Origin of the sequence: Microbacterium sp. ZOR0019, from assembly GCF_000800925.1 — a bacterium.
Lineage (GTDB): Bacteria > Actinomycetota > Actinomycetes > Actinomycetales > Microbacteriaceae > Microbacterium > Microbacterium aurugineum.
Genome location: NZ_JRKC01000017.1, coordinates 108,001 through 127,580, shown reverse-complemented (window position 1 = coordinate 127,580; position 19,580 = coordinate 108,001). Strand labels below are relative to the sequence as shown.

Annotated in this window: 18 protein-coding genes; 7 read left to right on the top strand and 11 right to left on the bottom strand. The window is 67.4% G+C overall.

From position 1 onward, the window contains the following. Positions 1–453: 453 nt before the first annotated feature. On the bottom strand, positions 454–921 hold the full coding sequence (locus tag L978_RS06160; protein WP_047521344.1) for a recombinase family protein: 468 nt from the start codon (positions 919–921) through the stop codon (positions 454–456). 54 nt (positions 922–975) lie between these two features. Further along, complete coding sequence (locus tag L978_RS06155; protein WP_047521342.1) at positions 976–1,965, bottom strand: malate dehydrogenase; 990 nt, start codon at positions 1,963–1,965, stop codon at positions 976–978. A 53-nt stretch (positions 1,966–2,018) separates the two neighbouring features. Here L978_RS06155 and ypfJ point away from each other — a divergent pair, with 53 nt between their 5' ends. Further along, complete coding sequence (gene ypfJ, locus L978_RS06150; protein WP_047521340.1) at positions 2,019–2,897, top strand: KPN_02809 family neutral zinc metallopeptidase; 879 nt, start codon at positions 2,019–2,021, stop codon at positions 2,895–2,897. A gap of 70 nt (positions 2,898–2,967) precedes the next feature. Continuing rightward, positions 2,968–3,951: a prolyl aminopeptidase gene (gene pip, locus L978_RS06145; RefSeq protein WP_081996936.1), complete on the top strand. Its 984-nt coding sequence runs from the start codon at positions 2,968–2,970 to the stop codon at positions 3,949–3,951. 126 nt (positions 3,952–4,077) lie between these two features. Here pip and L978_RS06140 read toward each other — a convergent pair whose 3' ends face one another. The 3 genes from L978_RS06140 to L978_RS06130 are packed head-to-tail and all read right to left on the bottom strand — an operon-like array spanning position 4,078 to position 7,592. Then, positions 4,078–5,874 (bottom strand): aldehyde dehydrogenase family protein, encoded by a 1,797-nt coding sequence (locus L978_RS06140; protein WP_081996935.1) that lies wholly within the window; start codon positions 5,872–5,874, stop codon positions 4,078–4,080. A gap of 28 nt (positions 5,875–5,902) precedes the next feature. Then, positions 5,903–7,297: an MFS transporter gene (locus tag L978_RS06135; protein ID WP_047521337.1), complete on the bottom strand. Its 1,395-nt coding sequence runs from the start codon at positions 7,295–7,297 to the stop codon at positions 5,903–5,905. Positions 7,298–7,328: 31 nt separating this feature from the next. After that, on the bottom strand, positions 7,329–7,592 hold the full coding sequence (locus L978_RS06130) for a glutaredoxin domain-containing protein (protein WP_047521334.1): 264 nt from the start codon (positions 7,590–7,592) through the stop codon (positions 7,329–7,331). 82 nt (positions 7,593–7,674) lie between these two features. Here L978_RS06130 and L978_RS06125 point away from each other — a divergent pair, with 82 nt between their 5' ends. Continuing rightward, positions 7,675–8,067 carry an SIP domain-containing protein gene (locus tag L978_RS06125; RefSeq protein WP_047521331.1) on the top strand — a complete coding sequence of 131 codons (393 nt, stop codon included), beginning with the start codon at positions 7,675–7,677 and terminating at the stop codon, positions 8,065–8,067. Between the two features lie 14 nt (positions 8,068–8,081). On the opposite strand, the gene L978_RS06120 is transcribed toward L978_RS06125, so the two are convergent. Further along, positions 8,082–8,537 carry an adenylyltransferase/cytidyltransferase family protein gene (locus L978_RS06120; RefSeq protein ID WP_047521328.1) on the bottom strand — a complete coding sequence of 152 codons (456 nt, stop codon included), beginning with the start codon at positions 8,535–8,537 and terminating at the stop codon, positions 8,082–8,084. Positions 8,538–8,699: 162 nt separating this feature from the next. Between L978_RS06120 and L978_RS06115 the strand changes: the two genes are divergently transcribed. Next, a complete protein-coding gene (locus L978_RS06115) occupies positions 8,700–9,878 on the top strand; it encodes a glycosyltransferase (protein ID WP_442921797.1) in 1,179 nt (392 codons plus the stop codon). 113 nt (positions 9,879–9,991) lie between these two features. Here the strand turns inward: L978_RS06115 and L978_RS06110 are convergent, their stop codons facing one another. The 5 genes from L978_RS06110 to L978_RS18530 form a co-directional block, all read right to left on the bottom strand. Then, the gene (locus L978_RS06110) at positions 9,992–11,362 is read right to left on the bottom strand and encodes a glycoside hydrolase family 16 protein (protein ID WP_081996933.1); all 1,371 of its coding nucleotides are present in this window, start codon (positions 11,360–11,362) and stop codon (positions 9,992–9,994) included. Positions 11,363–11,653: 291 nt separating this feature from the next. Continuing rightward, the gene (locus tag L978_RS06105) at positions 11,654–13,066 is read right to left on the bottom strand and encodes a sugar nucleotide-binding protein (protein ID WP_047521322.1); all 1,413 of its coding nucleotides are present in this window, start codon (positions 13,064–13,066) and stop codon (positions 11,654–11,656) included. Continuing rightward, the gene (gene rfbB, locus L978_RS06100) at positions 13,066–14,064 is read right to left on the bottom strand and encodes a dTDP-glucose 4,6-dehydratase (protein WP_047521321.1); all 999 of its coding nucleotides are present in this window, start codon (positions 14,062–14,064) and stop codon (positions 13,066–13,068) included. The genes L978_RS06105 and rfbB overlap by 1 nt, the downstream gene beginning before the upstream one ends. Then, positions 14,061–14,933 (bottom strand): glucose-1-phosphate thymidylyltransferase RfbA, encoded by an 873-nt coding sequence (rfbA, locus tag L978_RS06095; RefSeq protein ID WP_047521318.1) that lies wholly within the window; start codon positions 14,931–14,933, stop codon positions 14,061–14,063. The genes rfbB and rfbA overlap by 4 nt, the downstream gene beginning before the upstream one ends. Positions 14,934–15,026: 93 nt before the next feature. Then, on the bottom strand, positions 15,027–16,994 hold the full coding sequence (locus tag L978_RS18530) for a glycosyltransferase (RefSeq protein ID WP_197055620.1): 1,968 nt from the start codon (positions 16,992–16,994) through the stop codon (positions 15,027–15,029). Between the two features lie 239 nt (positions 16,995–17,233). Here L978_RS18530 and L978_RS06080 point away from each other — a divergent pair, with 239 nt between their 5' ends. The 3 genes from L978_RS06080 to L978_RS18300 are packed head-to-tail and all read left to right on the top strand — an operon-like array spanning position 17,234 to position 19,511. Then, positions 17,234–18,187, top strand: a complete 954-nt coding sequence (locus tag L978_RS06080) for a glycosyltransferase family 2 protein (RefSeq protein WP_231555002.1) — start codon at positions 17,234–17,236, stop codon at positions 18,185–18,187. Next, on the top strand, positions 18,178–18,897 hold the full coding sequence (locus L978_RS06075) for a CDP-alcohol phosphatidyltransferase family protein (protein WP_047521317.1): 720 nt from the start codon (positions 18,178–18,180) through the stop codon (positions 18,895–18,897). The genes L978_RS06080 and L978_RS06075 overlap by 10 nt, the downstream gene beginning before the upstream one ends. Then, positions 18,894–19,511, top strand: coding sequence for an arsenate reductase/protein-tyrosine-phosphatase family protein (locus tag L978_RS18300; protein WP_052193377.1), 618 nt, complete (start codon positions 18,894–18,896; stop codon positions 19,509–19,511). The genes L978_RS06075 and L978_RS18300 overlap by 4 nt, the downstream gene beginning before the upstream one ends. The last annotated feature ends 69 nt before the right edge of the window (positions 19,512–19,580 follow it).

Sequence of the window (19,580 nt, the reverse complement as noted above, 5' to 3'; positions counted from 1 at the left end):
TGCGTCGGGGAAGTTCGGTGAGGGGTACACGGAGTTGACGACGGGTCTGAAGACCGCGGTCGACGGTATCAATGACATGTCGGAGTCGCTGCTGGGCATGATGCGGGCGATCCAGGATCTGGATCAGCAGCTCGCCGGCAGCTGACGAACGGCACGGTTTCACGGAGAGGGTTGACCAGGTGGTCGGCCCTCTTCTTCGTCGTCGTCGGGAGTGCGATCAGTCAATGCCGGTCACCTCGAGGGTCGGGAGCTCTCGTGTGGAAGTCTGTTGCGTGGATGACCTCCACCCTAGAACGGCGCGCACTCGGCGCCCCGTGGGGACAACTCCCCATGGGTGCCGGACGAACGCCCGGCCATGGCAGATCACGGCAGAACCGGGGGAAGCCATGTCAGACGTCGAGATCGACAAGCGCGCTCTCGAAGGCGCTGTTCCGCAGATCAGCTTCAGTGGTGTCAGCGTGCGGCGTCGGCGAGGTGCCGGGCGTCGTGGCCCAGGACCTTCACGATGATCCCGTGGCGGCGCAGTTCGGCGACGGTGCGGGCGCCCTCTTCGGCGTCGCGGCCGAGAGCCTTGATGTTCACGACGACCAACACATCGCCGTGTGTCAGAGTCGCGATCAGACGCGCGAGACGGTCGTTCCAGCTCTCCAGGATGTCGGGTGCCGGGTGACGGAACCCCTCGATCGGCACGCCGAAGCGGGTGAGGTCTTCGCGCTGCTTGACGACCGACGGCATGCCCTCCCGAGCGACGACGAGACCGACCAGGCGCGAGCCGTCAGGGCGTGCGGTCCAGAAGTTGCGGTTCTGCTGCAACTCGGTGAAGCACTTCGGGCAGGCCGCGGCATCATGAGGCAGGTGCAACGGGCTCGTCAGCGCCTCATCGACGGCAGTCGCCTTCATGGGATCGATCGTCTCGCTCATCGCGCACCTCCGGCATCCATTCTGCCCTGTCGGACGGCGCCGCGGCGACCGGATTCACAACAGACCGAGGGCTTGCACCGTCTCTCGCTCCTGGAGCAGTTCTGCGACGGACGCGTCGATCCGCGCGCGTGCCCACTCACTCAGCTCCAGCCCTTCGACGATCTGCCATTCACCGTCGACGGAGCGCACGGGGAAGGACGAGACGAGACCCTCCGGGACGCCGTACTCGCCGTGCGAGACGACGCCGGCCGAGGTCCAGTCGTCGGTGCCCCGGACCCAGTCGCGCACGTGCTCGATGGTCGCGTTCGCGGCCGACGCCACCGACGAAGAACCGCGCACCGCGATGATCTCCGCTCCGCGCTTCGCCACCCGCGGGATGAAGGTTTCGTCGAGCCACGCCGGCACGTCACCGACGATCTGTTCCAGAGCCGGCGCCACCGGACGGCCGGCGACCGTGGCGTGCGAGATGTCGGGGAACTGCGTCGCGGAGTGGTTGCCCCAGATCGGCACGCGGCGCACGGTGTGCACCGGGGTGCCGAGGGTCTGCGCGAGCTGGGCCCGCGCGCGGTTCTCGTCGAGGCGCGTCAGGGCGGTGAAGCGCTCGGCGGGTACGCCGTCCGCCGACGCGGCCGCGATCAGGGCGTTGGTGTTGGCGGGGTTCCCGACCACGGTGACGCGCACTCCCGCCGCCGCGTTCGCCGCGATGGCCGCGCCCTGCGGGCCGAAGATGCCGGCATTGGCGGCGAGCAGGTCGGCGCGCTCCATCCCGGGCCCGCGGGGGCGGGCCCCCACGAGCAGGGCGAGGTCGCACCCGTCGAAGCCCACCGCGGCGTCATCCGTCACCTCGACATGCTCGAGCAAGCCGAACGCGCCGTCCTGCAGCTCCAGTGCGGCGCCCTCCGCGGCACCGAGCCCCTGCGGGATCTCCAACAGGCGGAGCCGTACCTTCTCGTCCGGTCCGAGCAGGTCGCCCGCCGCGATGCGGAACAGCAGTGCGTAGCCGATCTGGCCGCCGGCGCCGGTGAGGGTGATCGTGGTCGTCATGCCCCGAGCATACGTCCGATCACGCCGGTCGTCCCTCGGAGTACCCTCGTCGCATGACCTTCAATCCCGACGCCGACATCTCGGGCAACACGACCCGTCGACGCGGTCGCACCGCAGCCATCGCCGGGGGTGCGGGAGTGGGCGTGCTCGGCATCATCGCGCTCATCGCGGGCCCCCTCCTCGGCATCGACCTGACCGGGCTGCTCGGGGGTGGGGCGCCGAGCGGGAGCGGCGAGCCCGTCGGCGGATCGGTCATCGAGAACTGCGACACCGGCGCGGATGCGAACGCGGACATCGACTGCCGGATGGCCGGCGCGCAGCTCGCGCTCGATGACTTCTGGGCGGAGAACGTCGACGGGTATCGCGCCCCGCAGATGATCGTGGTCGACGGCTCCACGCCCACGCAGTGCGGAACGGCGTCCAACGCCGTCGGACCGTTCTACTGCCCGCCCGAGGAGGGGGTCTACGTGGACCCCACGTTCTTCCAGCTCATGCAGCAGCAGTTCGGGGCGTCGGCCGGTGACCTTGCGCAGCTCTACATCGTCGGGCACGAGTGGGGCCACCACATCCAGAACATCACGGGCGACATGGACCGCTACCCGAACAACGGGACGGGCCCGGGCAGCAACGGGGTGCGGATGGAACTGCAGGCGGATTGCTACGCCGGGGCCTGGATCGGCCGGATCTCGGAGGAGACCGACAGCAAGGGTGTCCCGTACCTGAAGCCGACCACCGAGGCGCAACGGGTCGACGCCCTGAACGCGGCGGCAGCGGTCGGTGACGACAACATCCAGGCGCAGTCCGGTTTCGTGAACCCGGAGAGTTGGACGCACGGCTCCAGTGATCAGCGTCAGCGCTGGTTCGCCGAGGGGTACCAGAACGGGCTGGGCGCCTGCGGCCAGGTGTTCACCCTCGCCGAAGGTGACCTCTAGCAAAGGGGCACCCGCGAGGCAGGTCCGTTACGGTGGAAGAGGCAGTACTGCACGACCGGCTGGGGGGCCGATGATGACGAAGACAGACGCACTGTATCCACCGATCGAACCGTACGACACGGGGGAGATGCTCGTCGGAGACGGTCACCGCGTGTACTGGGAGGTCAGCGGCAACCCCGACGGCAAGCCGGTGGTCTTCCTGCACGGCGGCCCCGGAAGTGGAACCTCGCCCTGGCAGCGGCGGTTCTTCGACCCGGAGGCCTATCGCATCGTGCTGTTCGATCAGCGGGGGTGCGGGCGCAGCACACCGCACGCGAGTGCTCCCGATGCCGACTTCCGTCACATCACCACCGCCCACCTGATCGCCGACATCGAGCTGCTGCGCAAGAACCTCGGCATCGGCGAGTGGCAGGTGTTCGGCGGGTCGTGGGGGAGCGCCCTCGCACTCGCCTATGCGCAGGCACATCCGTCTGCGGTGACCGAACTCGTGCTCCGCGGGATCTTCACGCTGCGTCGCGAGGAGCTCGAGTGGTTCTACGAGGGCGGGGCAGCGGCCCTCTTCCCGGACCTCTGGGAGAGCTTCCTCGCGCAGATCCCGATCCTGGAGCGCTCGCACCTGATCGAGGCATACCACCGCCGACTCTTCGACCCCGACCCGGCGGTGCACGTGCCCGCCGCGATCGCCTGGTCGACCTGGGAGGCGGCGACCGTGACGCTCACACCGGATCCCGCGCAGATCGCCGCCCTGTCCGATCCGCAGAAGGCCACCGCGTTCGCCCGCATCGAGAACCACTTCTTCGTCCATCGCGGGTGGTGGGACGAGGGGCAGCTGATCGCCGGCGTCGACGCCATCCGCCACATCCCCGCGGTCATCGTGCAGGGTCGACACGACGTCGCGACCCCGATGATGACGGCGTGGGATCTGCACCGGGCGTGGCCCGAGGCGGAGTTCATCGTGGTCGACGACGCCGGTCATGCGGCGACCGAGCCCGGCACGCAGAAGGCGCTACGCGCGGCGACCGACCGATTCGCCCGAGCGAGCCGCACGACGTGAAGGAGATCTCATGGAACGAAGGAGTGGATGCGCGACCGGCTCCTTCATTCCATGATTTCTCCTTCGTTGCGCGCTGACCGTCAGGCTCGTCGCGCGCTGACCGTCAGGCTCGGTGCGCGCTGACCGTCAGGCTCGGAGAGCCTTCGTCAAGGTCTTCACGAGCCCCACGAGACTGCCGTCGACCCGGTAGCGGGTCAGTCCTTCGCTGACGGCCGCACCGGTGCGCGCGGAGACGAACCAGGGCGGCTTCGGCAGGATCGTGAACCGTCCACCGCCGTTCGCGATCGGCAGCGAGCGCGGGAGGGGGCGGAACGGTCCGCGGAGCACGGAGCGCTCGACCCCGTCGAGCAGGAGCGCGTTGTGCACGACCCCCAGGCCGCTGCCGACCTCGTCGATCGTGCCGCCTGGGAACGCGCCCCAGGTCAGTGTCGGGGTGATGAATGCGAATGCCGTCCAGCTGTTGATGGCGACGGAGCCATAGTGGAGCGCGGCGATGGCCCGTTCGAATCCGGCACCGAGCGACTTCTCCGTTGCAGGGTCGATCAGCAGGTTCGCGCCGAGGGTGCCCTCCAGCCTGTCGTTCGCATGGGCGACAGCGGCATCCAGGAAGTCCTGGCCGGTTCCCGGCACGGTCACGACTCCCAGCACCGGGGCGAAGTACTCGGTGGTCTCCAGCGCGGTCGCGTCGTCGTCGGCGTCGATCTCGACGAGCAGCCGGTCGCCCAGCACGAGGGCGTCGGGGTAGGCGTCGGATGCGAGCTCCATCCGCGAGGCGGAGCCCGGGTACCAGGTCGGACGTTCGGGGGCGTTGGCGTATGCACGGCGCAGCGCGGCTCGGAACGCATCGGCTTGATCCCACTCCGACGACATGATCACCACTTGGCCCGCGATGCAGTTGTGTCCGGAGTTCTGCAGCCGCATGGTCGCGATGTGCTCGGCGTGGTAGGTGAGGTCGGCCTCCGTCCACGCGCCGGGCACCACGATGATCGGTGAGACGCCGCCGAGCTCGGCCGTGATCGGCTTCTTCAGGCGCGGGCGGTTCTCGCGGCGACGGCGCTTCGTGGCCGCGGCGCCCTCGCCCTTCGACGGCCCCCATACGATGGTGTCGAACGTCGCGGCGGACCCGGTGATGTGCACATGCGCGAGTCCGGGGTGGTCGGTGAGGAAGGCGCCGACCGCCGGGCCACCTCGCACGATGCGCAGGAAGCCCGGCTCGATGAGGGGCGCGAGCGCACGCTTGTACACCGGCACGAGGGCGTCCTGAGTGGGGTTCACCTTCAGCAGCGCCGTGCGATTGTGAGCGAGCAGTTCGTAGAACACGTCGAGGACGGGGATCGAGGTGATGTTGCCGGCACCGAGCACGAGTCCGACGCCGCCCGACGCGGTCGGAGTGCGCTGCGCGAGACCGGCGGACGCGCGCGCGGCGTTCGGGGTGATCCCGGGCTCCAGCCAGACCTCGCCCGTGAAGCCGGACAGTAGGAACCTGTCGATCCCGGTCAGGGGGAAGGCGTGCACCCGGGTACGTCCACCCGGGGCGCGGTCGATTGTGATGCCGTCGAGCGGGTTGGTGCCTTCCGCCAGGCGGGAGAGGGTCGCGATGTAGGCATCGAGCGCGCCGATCACGCTGTAGGGGCCGCTGAGCCACTCTTCGCCCCGCAGCGGATGCGCCCCGTCGAGGCCCTTGGAGGCGGAGGCCGTGTTCGCCCAGTCCTCGGCGGTGGCGGCGACGCTCGTGCGCACCGCGCGCAGCAGGGTCACGCGTTGAGCGATCGTGAGGGCTGACCACGTGCGTGCACCGGCGTGCAGGTCGTCGACGGCGGTGTCGAGCCGTTCACGCTCGCCCGCGCTCATCCCGGGAGCCTCGGTCTTCGGCGCGCGCTTCGGAGCGGGCGTGGCGGCGGTGGAGGTGCTCGCAGAAGTCATCGATGTCTCCTTCGGACGGGATCCCAGCTTAGGCGTCGAGGCTCGCCACGGCGTCGATGTCTTCCCTGCGCAGGCGATAGTGGCGGAGGGTCAGCAGGCTCGCCGCCATCAGTGCAGCGGGGAGGATGCTGAAGCTCAGGACGATGCCCGTGATCGCGGCCGCCGGTTGCTCGACGGTGGCGCCGGCGACGGTGGAGATGTAGCCGGTGGTGGCGAGGGTCAGTGACACCGCGGTCGCGCCCAGGGCGAAGCCCACGGTCTCGCCCGCGGTCCAGATGCCGGTGAACGTGCCCGCCTGTCCCGGCCCGCTGGTGCGCTCGTCGTGCGAGATGACATCGGGCAGCATCGCCATCGGCAGGGACTGGAGCCCCGCGTAGGCGATGCCGGCGACGGCGACGGATGCGTAGATCCACGCGCCGGGCGTCCAGACCGCGATGACGAGGGTTGCCGCTGCGGCGGTGAACAAGCCGCTGGCGATGGCGAATGCGCGTTCCTTCCCGGTGCGCCGGGCGAGCGCGGTCCACGCCGGCGTCGCGAGCAGCGCGGGTCCGACGAGGGCGACGAACACGAGCGTCACCGCGTCTTCGGATCGCAGGACCCAGGTCGCGACGTACTGGGCGCCGGCGAGCATCGTCCCCGTCGCGAGCGCCTGCAGGACGAAGGTCCCCAGCAGGGCGCGGAACGGTTGGCTGCGTCCGAGTGCCCGGAAGCCGGACATGTACTGGTCGCGCCAGGTGGAGGACACGATCGGTGCGCCGGGGGTGTGCGCGGTGCGCCGCGCCGCGATGTCCGCCGTGCGGGCGGCGATCAGCATGCCGATGCCGATCGCCAGGCCGGAGGCGATCCCCATCAGGAGGTATCCCAGGACGGGATCGGAGCCGGCGTTGCGCAGCGCCGGACCGCCGGCGCCGAAGAGCAGGATCGCCGCGGTGAGCACGACGACGCGCCAACCCAGCAGGCGGGTGCGCTCGTCGTAGCTGCCCGTCAGCTCTGCGGGAAGCGCGACGTAGGGCACCTGGAACAGGCTGAAGGCCGTCGCGGTCGCGAGGAACGCCAGCAGGACGCTGATGGCTCCCGTCACCGGTCCCCAGGAAGGGGGGACGGCGAAGGTGAGTGCGAAGAACAGCGGGAGCGCGAGGGCGCCCGTGACCATGAACCCGCGACGGGACCCCGTGCGTGCGAGCTGTCGATCGGAGGCCGCGCCGATCAGGGGATCGATCAGGACGTCCCAGATCTTCGCCGCGGTGACGATGAGTCCCGCGGCCAGCGCGGCCACGCCGAGGTTGTCGGTCAGGAAGTACGTCAGCACCAGCCCGGGCAGGGTGGCGTAACCGCCGGTCCCCAGCGACCCGATCGCGTACAGCACGATCGTGCGCGGGGAGAGGCGGACGGATGCTCGTTCGGGCCGAGCCTCAGTGCTCATCGCGCCAGTGTAGCGGCGCCACGGCGACCGTTCAGATCAGTGCGAGCTCGCGCAGCTTCGACTCGACATCGGCGTTCGACGGCTCGACGTGGTGCGAGGCGTCGGGGTACACGACGACCGGGATGTTCGTGCGCCCCGAGATGTCCTTCGCGATGTCCGCGGCAGCGGGCTCCGCGACGAGGTCGACATAGGTGTACTCGACGCCGAGCGCATCGAGCTGCTTCTTGGTGCGGATGCAGTCGCGGCACCAGTCGGCGCCGAACATCGTGATGGTGTCGGAGGCAGGAGAAGTCATGCCTCCAGCCTACGGCCGCGTGGATGGGGTGGCGCTGAGAAGCCTCTTGATAGGTAAGGCTACCCTTATCTATGCTGGTGGCATGAGTAGCGCGTGCGAACACCTGGATGACCCTGACTGGGACAGCATCGAGGGGGCCGTGCTCATCGCAGGCGATGCGGCCGATGCCGGTACCATCGCGGGCATCGGGGCGCGGCTGCCCTGGGACGCCCAGGGGGTCATCCTCCTCGAGGTCGCGGCGCGCATCCAGTTCCGCCACATCGATGTTCCCGAGGGCGTCTCGGTGCGGTGGCTCGTGCGTGGCGACGGCTTCCGTGCACACGCTCGCGGTGAGCGACTCGCGAACGCCGTCCACGCCTGGTGCGTGGAGTGGGCATGCGGCGAACCGTGGTCCCCGTGGACCGTCTGGCTGGGCCCGCACACCCCTCCACACGTGGCGCGGATGGCGCGCAGCCTTCTCGGCGTCGCGAACTGAGCGACGCCCGAAGGTCAGCGGGTCGCGGCGACGGCCGGGGCGTTCGCGCCGGCCGTGATCGCGTCGAGCGCTCGGCGCAGCGATGAGCTCGAGGTGTGCGCCGTGTACGGGAAGTACACGACCTCGACGCCGACCTCGGCGAACTCGCGCTCGAGGCGCAGGCCCTTGTCGGTTCCGCGCCAGTCGTCGCCCTTGAAGAAGTGCGTGAAGTGCACGTCGCGCCAGGAGTCCATCTTCGATGGTGTGGTCTCCACATAGACGTCGTCGACGAAGGAGATGTGCTTCACGATCTCCGCGCGCTCGGGCGTCGGGATGACGGGCTCGATGCCCTTCACCTGGCGCAGCATCTCGTCGCTGACGACACCCGCGATCAGGATGTCGCAGTGCTGCTTGGCGTGACGAAGTAGATTCAGATGCCCGACGTGAAAAAGGTCGAAAGCACCAACGGCATAGCCGATACGCGTCCCCATGATCTCCCCAGATCAGTAGTCCCCAGTAAGCGGATCCCCACCCGCTCAGCGACTCCCACAGCCGCAAGTCGAGAGTCTAGCAGGTTCGGGTTTCTTTCCCCACAGGAACACATGGAACGATGGAGGCCGCAGGCATTGCGCGTGCGGAAGAGGGGGGCTGACGTGGGGACACCGGTCACGGTCATCGTGCCGACGTTCAACGAACGCGACAACGTCGCGGAACTCGTCGCCCGCATCGCCGCTGCGCTCCCCGAGGGGGATGCCGAGATCCTCTTCGTCGACGACAGCACCGACGACACCGCTGCCGAAGTGGTGCGCGTCGCCGCCGATGCCCCGGTCCCGGTGCGCGTCATCCATCGCGCCGAGAACCACGGCGGTCTGGGCGGGGCCGTGGTCGTCGGGATCGAAGCCGCGTCCTTCGACGTCTGCATCGTCATGGATGGCGATCTCCAGCATCCGCCGGAGCTCCTGCCCGCCCTGCTCGACCGCTACGACGCGGGGGATGCCGATCTCGTCGCCGCGTCCCGCTACGTCGGCGGAGGGGACACCCGTGGCCTCGGGACGGCCGTGCGTTTCGGCGTCTCGCGCGCTGCGACCTGGCTGACCCGGGCGATGTTCCCGATCCGGCTCGCTCGCAGCACCGACCCGATGACGGGCTTCTTCCTGGTGGACCGGAAGCGCCTCGACGTCGCGAATCTCCAGCCTCAGGGTTTCAAGATCCTCCTCGAGATCCTGGCCCGCAACGACCTTCGCATCGCCGAGGTGCCGATGGAGTTCGCCGAGCGCCGGCACGGGACGTCGAAGGCGAGTCTGCGCCAGGGAGCGACCTTCATCGCGCACCTCGCACGTCTGCGATTCGGGAAGATGTCCTTGTTCGCACTGATCGGCGCGATCGGCGCCGCCGCGAACCTCGGGATCATGTGGGCGCTGACCGCCGCCGGCGTCCCGTACATCTGGGCGGCCATCATCGGCGCCGAGGTCACGATCATCGGGAACTTCCTGCTGCAGGAGCGCTTCGTCTTCGCCGACATGCGCACCGACGCCCGTGGCCTCGGGGTCCGCTTCGCCAGTTCCTTCGCCTTCAACAACGTCGAGGCGGCGCTGCGGATCCCCGTGATGGCATTGATGGTCGAGTCCTGGCACATCTCGAGCGTGCTCGCGACGGCCCTCTCTCTTATCGTTGCCTTCTTCGCGCGGTTCCTGTTCCACTCGCTCGTCGTCTACGCCCCGAAGCGGCGCCGGAACGACGACGCGGCGGCATCCGAGCCGAAGCCGGATACCGCCGCGCTGCGTGTGATTCGGGCCATCGACGCTGAAGCGATGAAGCCCGGCGAGCTCTAGGGCGCGGAGACCCCGAGGCCCGACCTCGGAGCCGTGAGCGCCTCCGGTGCGGTACACGGTCGCGTGTCGTCGTAGCGGGCAACGAGCTGATGGATCCGGTTCAAGCCGCTGCCTTATTCCGCGTATGCCCAGTGCTTCACATAGTCGATGAGGACATCGTTGATGGCGCCCGTGGCGGGGCCGGTGCGGGCGCCCCAGCTCTCTCCGATGAACTGGGAGAAACGGATGTCGAGCTGACCGCTGAATCCGGCGAGGATCTTCGGGTCAGACGTGCGGAACGTTTCGACCCCATCCACGGAAAGTGCGATGAACTGAGGAGTCTGCTCCAGCGTGTAGGTATGCCACCGATCGCTCGGCGTCGTCAGAGTGAAGTTGCGTTGGGTGTATTCCCCCTTTGTCTTCACGCCCGTCTGTTTGTAAATGGTCTGCTGGATACCGGTGCCGTCGTTCGGGTAGTAGCCCGGCTGCAGGTTCGGCGTGCCGATAGCTTCGAAGAGGTCGATTTCACCACCGAGATTCACATCGCGGAACCAGATCGCTGACCAGAGCCCCGTGGATGATCCCGGCGTCAGCATCTTCGCCCGGATCTCGGTCTTGCCGTACCCGATGTGGTGCTTGCCGCGCGACCAGACGTAACCTCCGCTGTAGGTGATGGTCTTGCCGTTGAACTGCTGTGGCGCGGCCAGCTTCTGCATACGCAACCGGAGGTTGCCGTCCACGACGCTCACGTTCTCAGGGAAGTTCGCCCCGTCGAGAGTGTTTGCGTCCATGAATCGGCGGGCCTCCCACGAAGAGGTATCCAGAGCGCCCTCAAAGTCGTCCTCCCAGGTCGGGGCCGCGGGTGCCTCCGCGACGTTCGCGTCGTTCACCTTCACCGTGAGGCCGGGGGACGATCTGGCTCCGAAGAACGCGATGTCCGCGCCGCCGCCGGCAGTCAGTCTGTCATCACCCGTGTCGGCCGCTGTGAAGTCCTGTGTCTTGCCCTCGCCCACGCCGGCCTCGGCGCTCAGGTGGACTTCCGCCCCAGCATCTGCGGTCGTCAATGACAGCTGGATGCTCTCGCCGAGCCCGGCGACGTCTGCGAGCTTGGATTCGGCCAGCACGACTTCGACTGGAGCCAGCACGCCGTACTTGTGCGCGGCGAGACGGTCGATACCGACGAAGACCTCACCGGTGGGCGCCACTCTCGACCACAGCATGTAGCTGCCGGACTGCGTGGCTCGGCTCTGCACCCCGATGATGTGCCCCGGCCCGGCGTCAGGCAGCGTCGAAGGAGTGAAGGTCACGCTGGTGACGGAGTTCTGCGGCGCATCTTCGGTGAGGCTCAGCATGCGCGACTCACCTGAGGCGACGTTCACCTCGACATCACTGATGAGGGTGTCGGTTGCGCTCGCCGCGGGTACGACCAGAGAACCTAGGGCCAGTGTCGAAAGAACGCTTCCCGCCATCGCGATTCGCGTGATGCGCTTCATATGTCCGGGCATGCTGGCTGTCTCCTTGGTCGATGGTGGCGCACTCAGTGCCCTGCGACGGTCGCAGACCGGACCTCGCGGCTATTCGCCGAGCGCCGCTGTACGTCGGTGATCGAGAGACTCTAGCGGTGTTCGCCTGCAGCCCGTCGAAGTTATCCACAATCGAGCCTTCGATGCGAACCTCGAAGCACGGGCGTGCGACAGGGGGAGGCCCGTGGGGAGCCGTCAGCCTGAGACGAGCCCGGTGTCGGAGTGACGGTCCTCGCCTCGCTCAGCCGTTCACAACGTGTCGGGGAACAACGCCTAGGGCGCTGACAGATAACTCTCGAGAGCGGTACCCGCTTCTCGTGGTGACCACCCCGTCGACGTGATGCGATGCAGGTCCAAAACACTGTTCAGGGGTCGTGGCGCGATCGGACCCGCCTGGTCGGCGAAATACTCCGCGGTCGACACGTCACGCACGGCGTCCGGGTCATGCCCGGTGAGACGGTAGACCGCGCGGGCGACGTCGGCCCACGACTGCGCCTCTCCGGCACCCGTCACGTTGTAGATGCCGTATGGTGCCTCGCTCGACAACAGGTGGTGGATCGCCGTGGCGAGGTCTTGGGTGAAGGTGAGCCGTCCGATCTGGTCGCTGACGACGCGGGGCGCGACACCCCGTTCGGCGAGCGAAGCCATCGTGCGCACGAAGTTGCGCCCCTCGCCGATAACCCAGGAAGTGCGGATGATGTAGTGGCGGGGAACTGTCGCGACGACCGCATCGCCCGCTGCCTTCGTCTGTCCGTAGACGCCGAGAGGTCGCACCGGATCTGACTCCGCATACGGGGTCGCCTTCGCGCCGTCGAAGACGTAGTCGCTGGAGACGTGGACCAGGGTGATGCCGTTCTCCGTTGCGACGCGGGCCAGTGCCGATACCCCGGAGACGTTCGCGGCCCAGGCCTCCTCGCGCCCTTCCGGGGTCTCGGCGAGATCCACAGCGGTGTACGCGGCGGCGTTGACGATCACCCCGTAGTCGCGCCATCGGCGCGCCGTGGACAGATCATCCGCCCTGAGGTCGAGCATGCCCCGCGTCGTGTACTCCACGTGGCCGGCCTCGCCCCACACATCTCGCAGCGCGAGTCCGAGTTGGCCCGCACCGCCGAGGACCAGGATCTTCCGGGGGCCGATGGGCGTCACCTCAGCGAGGCGGGGATGTGCGAGGTCCTTCGCCGAGACCTCGGCATCGGTGAGCGGGATGGGCCAGGCGATGGCCGCCGTCTCATCGGCGAGGTTCAGGAACGAATACTCAGCGTCGGGAGACCAGTGGTCGTTGACGAGATAGGTGTAGGCCGTGTCTGCTTCGAGCGTCTGGTAGGCATTGCCGACGCCGCGAGGGACGAAGATCGCCGTCGACGGATCGATCTCGGTCGTGAAGACCATGCCGAACGTGTCGCCGGCGCGAAGGTCGACCCAGGCTCCGAAGATCTTCCCCGTGGCGACGGAAACCCACTTGTCCCAGGGCTCGGCATGGATGCCGCGTGTGGTCCCGACCGCATCGTTGAACGAGACGTTGTTCTGGACCGGCCCGAAGTCCGGCAGACCGACGGCGACCATCTTCTCGCGCTGCCAGTTCTCCTTGAACCATCCTCGTGAATCGCCGTGCACCGGTAGGTCGACCACGAGCAGGCCGGGAATCGAGGTCGTGCTGACCGCCAGAACCTTGCCGAAGTCGGTCATCACTGGCCCTTGGCCGTGTAGAAAGACTCGGTAGCGTCCTTGGTCGGTGCCCACCAGTCCTCGTTGGCGCGATACCAGTCGATGGTGGAGGCGAGGCCCGACTCGAAGTCGGAGAACTGGGGTGCCCAGCCCAGTTCCGTGCGGAGCTTGGTGGAGTCGATCGCGTAGCGCAGGTCGTGGCCCGCGCGGTCTGTCACATGATCGTAGGCGTCCGCTGGCTGCCCCATCTGCGTCAGGATCAGTTCGACGACCGATCTGTTGTCCTTCTCGCCGTCCGCCCCGATCAAATAGGTCTCGCCGATCTCGCCCTTCTCGAGGATAGTGAGCACGGCGGAGGAGTGGTCGTCGGCGTGGATCCAGTCGCGCACGTTCCGGCCCTCCCCGTAGAGCTTCGGTCGTATGCCGCGCAGGACGTTCGTGATCTGACGTGGGATGAACTTCTCCACGTGCTGGTAGGGCCCGTAGTTGTTGGAGCAGTTCGAGATCGTCGCCCGGACTCCGAAAGATCGCACCCAGGCGCGCACGAGCAGGTCACTGCCCGCCTTCGTCGATGAATACGGCGAAGAGGGGTTGTACGGTGTGTGCTCTGTGAAGCGCTCCGGGGCGTCGAGCTCGAGATCTCCGTACACCTCGTCCGTAGAGATGTGATGAAAGCGCCGCTCATGACGTCGGGCGGCCTCGAGCAGCGTGTAGGTCCCGATGATGTTCGTGTCGAGGAACGGCCGGGGGTCGTGCAGCGAATTGTCGTTGTGCGACTCGGCCGCGTAGTGCACGACGGCGTCCGCCTTCGCGAACAGGCTGTCGACGAGGGCGGCGTCAGCGATGTCGCCCTCGACGAACTCGACGCGGTCTTCCGGGAGACCCGCCAGTGAGGCGCGGTTGCCCGCGTAGGTCAGCTTGTCGAGCACGGTCACGAGAGCGTCCGTGTGCGCCACGACGTGGTGCACGAAGTTCGATCCGATGAATCCGGCACCACCGGTCACGAGCAGACGGGTCATCGTTTTCCTCGTTCCAGGAGTTCGAGCAGGTAGGAGCCGTATCCCGATTTCACGGTTGCTTCGGCACGGGCGCGGAGTCCGTCGTCGTCGAGGAAGCCCTGTCGCCAGGCGACCTCCTCCGGCACGCCGATCTTCATGCCGGTGCGGCGTTCCATCGTCCGTACATAGTCGGCGGCATCCGTCATCTGATCGAACGTCCCTGTATCGAGCCAGGCAGTGCCGCGGGGCAGAACCTCGACCTGCAGTTTTCCGCGCTTGAGGTATTCGCGGTTGACGTCGGTGATCTCATATTCACCGCGCGCGCTTGGTGCGAGTCCTCGAGCGATCTCGATCACGTCATTGTCGTAGAAGTACAGCCCCGGCACGGCGTAGTTGCTCTGCGGATTCTTCGGCTTCTCCTCGAGGGAAACAGCGTGTCCGTCGTCGTCGAAAGCGACGACACCGTAGGCCTCAGGCTCCGCAACCCAATACGCGAAGACGGCGCCGCCGTCGATCTCGGAGAAGCGTTTGAGCTGGGTGCCGAGTCCGGGGCCGTAGAGCAGATTGTCGCCGAGCACGAGCGCGACGCTGTCGTCACCGATGAAGCCCGCACCGATCGTGAACGCCTGAGCGAGACCGTCCGGCGACTCCTGCTGGGCGAACGTCAGGGAGACCCCGAACTGCGATCCATCTCCGAGCAGTCGCTCGAAATGCGCGGCGTCATGCGGGGTGGTGATGATGAGGATCTCGCGGATTCCTGCGAGCATCAGCGTCGACAGCGGATAGTAGACCATCGGCTTGTCGTAGACCGGGATCAACTGCTTCGATACGCCCAGAGTGATCGGGTGCAGTCGGGTTCCCGAACCGCCAGCCAGAATGATGCCCTTCATGATCCCCCTCGTAAACATCGGTGTCCGTGGCGGCGTCACAGGAGGGACGGCCATCCCCTGCCGTCCGCGACCCCCACAGTCGTACGCTCGACTTTACCGGTTCGCGGTGTTCGCGCCACCGCCTCGGCGTCGCTTCATTCGTATGGCCAGGAGGAACGCGTCCGCGTGCGCTCGGCCCGCGTCGGTCCAGTCGCGTCGCGAGAGGTCGGGCGAACCGGTCAGCGCCGTCGCCGCTCGCCATGCCTCGACGATGGTCGGTGCGTCGAGGTCACCGTCGTACATGAGAACCCACTCCTGACCGACCTCGCGTCCCAGAGCCTCATTCGCCTCGTTGCGGGGAACGAGCACCGGGCGATCCATGGACAGCGCGGCGAGCACGCTCCCCGAATTGTGCATGAACCGGTACGCCAGCACGATGAGCTCGGATGACGTGGCGAGTTGGACGAGCTCGGCGTCGCTGAGGAAGTCGAGGTGAAGGTCGACGCCGGGGAGATCGGCGGTTCGCGTTCGAAGGTCGTCACCGAGTTCGGGCGTCGAGGGACGTCCACCGATTCGTAGGCTCAACGCCGGCTCGGCGGCGACGGCCTCAGCATAGGCGTCGATGAATCCTTCGAGACCCTTGTACCGGCGGATTCCGCCGAAGGATCCGAGCTGTCCGCGCACGCGCTCGGCGAACGGGAACTCCGCGTACCAGCCGCGATAGTCCCCGTGCAGGATCAGACTGTGCGGGGTGCCGGGGGGGAGTGGGGTCGTCTCGTTGATCACGATCCGGTAGTCGGTGTGGCGGTCGATGAAGCGCAGCAGCCACAATCGCGGTGCGTTGTCGTCGGGCAGTTCGATGTTGTGAACGGTCCGAACCACTGCGATCCTCCGCGAGAGGCGGTGGCGGAGCACGAGCGCCGTCGTGAGGAGGAACTTTCCGGTGGACTTCCACCAGGTGGAGCCGTGCAGCTTCGCCTCTGGCCAGTGCCAGTGGAATGCGTCGTAGCGACCGAACAGCGCTGTCGCCCAAGAGAAGCGCAGATGCGTGAGGCCTTCGGTCGAGCCCAGCGCCTCATCGAGCATCTTGTTGTACGGGTTCGTCGTCGGTCGCGGTGCGCCGAGCGACTGCATCACGCGGATGTCCGATGGGGCTTCGGTCATGGTGGTGTCATCCTTCGATGGGCGACGATACTCGTCGTAGCGACGCCCGAAAACCGCCGCGATCGTGCCGCGGCCTCGATGGACGAGCCGAGTACCTCGGGCGTGGTGGGTGATGTTCGACGTCAGGGTGCCGAAAACGCGTCGCAGACCTCCCACGACGATCCGCGCGACGCCGCCCAGGAACGCCCGAGCACGGAGGACTCCACGGCTGCTTCTCCCCGTCGTCAGCTGCAGCTGGATTCGGGTGCCGGCGTTGGCCGAGCTGAAGGCGCGCTGCGCCGCCCAGGCGCGGCTGAGCCGCGCCGCGACCACGTGGTCCTCTGTCTCGGACTCGTTGCACCACACGATCAGCCCACCGCGCTGTACGAGTTGGCGGGAGAAGAGCGTGTCCTCGCCGCCGCCGAGTCCCAGCGCCGGGTCGAAACGGAGCCCGAGCCGGCGGACGGAGCGCAGGTCGAGCAGCAGGTTCCCCGCCGCAGCGACCGGGAGCACGGTGCCGGTCTGACGGGGCGGGCGACGGAAGGTCCCTGAAGCGAGCAACCACGGGTCGACGGTGTCATCGAACACGGAGATCACGCGCCCCATCACGGCGTCGGCGCCGTACTGCCGCCAGACTGTCAGAAGGGAGGAGAGCCACGATTCCCGAGGGACCTCGTCATCGTCGATGAAGGCGACCATGTCGCGATCGGCGCACTCGTCCAGTATCCGGTTGCGTGCGGCGACGATGCCCGGGGTCGGCTCGATCACGTATCGGACCGGTAGATCGGTGTTGGTCGACACCTCCCGCGCCGTGCCTTCCGGGTCGTTGTCCACGATCAGGACGTCGATCGAGACGTCGAGCTCGGAGCACTCGGCGATGCGCGCGTGCAGGGTGCGCAGGAGTGCGCCGAGGAGCTCGGGCCGACGATATGTGGGCACGCCGATCGTCACGGTCGTCGTACCGCTCGGTTGCGATCCCCTGGCCATTCGTCCAATCCCCATGCCGTCGTGCCCCTCGACTCCGGCGCGCGCTCATCGTATCGTGAACCGATGCCGGGTCTCCGAGGGGCGACTCTCGCGTATAGTCGTTCTTCTGGGAGTCGAGGCCGGTCGCGGCTCCGGGGAATCCGACCGGCGACCTGACGCGATCCGTGCCACGGGTCCGAGGGGAGGATCGCGTGTCAATCGCGCACGGACGGCTCGCCGTGGTGGTGGTGAATTACGCCTCGGCCCAGCTGCTGCGAGACAATCTGGTGATCGTCGAGCGAGAAGCGCGTGCGATCGCCGCAGATGCCCGCACGATCGTCGTCGACAACTGGTCGGGTGCCGACGAACGTCGGGCCGCGCGGGCTGTCGCGGATGAGCACGGATGGATGCTGATCGAACCGGATTCGAACTCCGGCTTCGGCGGCGGAGTCAACCTCGGCGTGACCCGGGCGCTTGCCGAGGGGGCAACGGACGTGCTCGTCATCAACCCCGATGCGCACATTGACCGGGAGTCGCTGGGTCTGCTCGCGGCCACCACGGCCGCCTCTCGCACGACTCTCGCGTCGCCGGTGATCGCCGATTCGGATGGGCGTACCTGGTTCGCCGGAATCGATCTGCTCCTCGACGACGGGACGATGCGCGCGCGACGCAAGCGCATCCCCGGAGACTCCCAGCCCTACGAGGCCTGGCTGAGTGGTGCGTGCCTGTGGATCACACGCGAGGTGTGGGAGCTTTCGGGCGGCTTCGATGACGACTACTTCCTCTATTGGGAGGACGTCGACTTCTCGCGTCGGGTGGTGGCAGCTGGCGGTACGCTCGCGCTCGTGGAAGACGCGCGGGCCGTGCACGATGAGGGTGGGACCCAGAGGGCGGCGCGGGAGATGGCCCGGGCGAAATCCGAAGGCTATTACTACTACAACATCCGCAACCGGATGCTCTTCGCCGTGCGGCATCTCGACGACGCGTCGGTGGAACGGTGGCGGCGGTCGATCCGCCGCACTGCGCGCGAAGTCATCCTCCGTGGCGGTCGTCGGCAGCTGCTGCAGTCGGTCGCGCCACTTCGCGCCTACTTCCGAGGCGTGCGTGAGGCACGTCGGATCGCCCGTAGCGGAGGCACGGACCGGAAGGGCAGGTCATGGTCGTAGACGCCTATCACCGCCTGGCGCGCGCGCAGAAGGGACATGCCCGCGGGGCGCCCGCCTACTCGGTGTACGTGAATCGTCGGATCGGAAGGGTCTTGGCTGCGGTCGCGTATCGCATCGGACTCACCCCGAACCAAGTCTCGATCATCAGCGCCGTGCACTCGTTCGTCGCAATCGGGCTCATCGCTTTCGGCCCGGTGAACGTTCCTATGGGGCTTCTGATCGCTCTGCTGCTGGTACTCGGTTACGCCTGGGACTCTGCCGACGGCCAGGTCGCTCGCCTGCGCGGCGGCGGGAGTCCGCAGGGCGAATGGCTCGACCACTTCATCGACACGCTGAAGATCGCCTCCCTGCATCTGGCAGTACTGATCGGTCTCTATCGGGTGGTGCCTGAGCCGCCGATCCTCCTGCTGATCCCGATCGTGTTCAGCATCGTCGCCTCTACGTCATTCTCAGGGATGCTCCTCAACGATCTACTCAAGGGCAAGCACGCCGTCGCGTCGACCCACGAGCGCGGAGGAGGCACGCTCCTGCGTTCCCTCGTGCTGCTGCCGACAGACTTCGGCGTCGTGTGCCTCGTGTTCGCCCTGTGGGGATGGACGTCGGCGTTCCTCGTCGGATACGGCGCGTTGTGCGCCGCGGCCGTGGCGTTCCTGGCGCTTGCCGCTGTGAAGTGGTTCCGTGAAATCGGAAGGCTCGGAGCGACGACATGAGCGGAGAGAACATCCTGGTCGTATGCGCCGCCAACGTCTGTCGCTCCTCACTGGCAGAACTGACGTTGCGACGAGGACTCGGTGAGGAGTCGGCGATCTCGGTCAGCAGCGCAGGGGTACGGGCGAATCCTGGAGATGCGATCTGTGCACTCGTCGCATCTGCCCATGATGATGAGGAGTGGCAGTCGCAGGCACAAGCACATCGCGCGCGGCAGGTGACGCCTGAACTCATAGAGCAGTCCAGCATCATCCTCGCCGCTTCTCGCGACATCCGCGGTGAATTGGTGCGACTCGCTCCGCGATCGCGCGATTGGATGTTCACGATCAAGGAGGCCGCTCATCTCGGTTCGGGGTTCTCGTCCACTGCGCCGGACAGGGTCGCGGAGTACGTCGCGCACCTGGATCGCGCGAGGTCTCGCGTCGTGCCGATGCCGGGTTCCGGTGGGGTGGGGAGTCGGCTCCGGCGCCTGTGGGGGGTGCGAGCATCGGGCGACCCCGCGAGCATCGCGGATCGCCACGGAAGCCGGGGGCACCGCGAGACGATAAGAGAAGTCGAGGAAGCGGTCGCCTCCGTTCTCGGCCAGCTCGGTGGACATCGTCGACGCGTCTCCTGAGCGGGGTCTTGTGGATTCGCGCTCCGCGATCTATCATTAGCCGATACCGCGCTCAACGCGGTTGAGGGG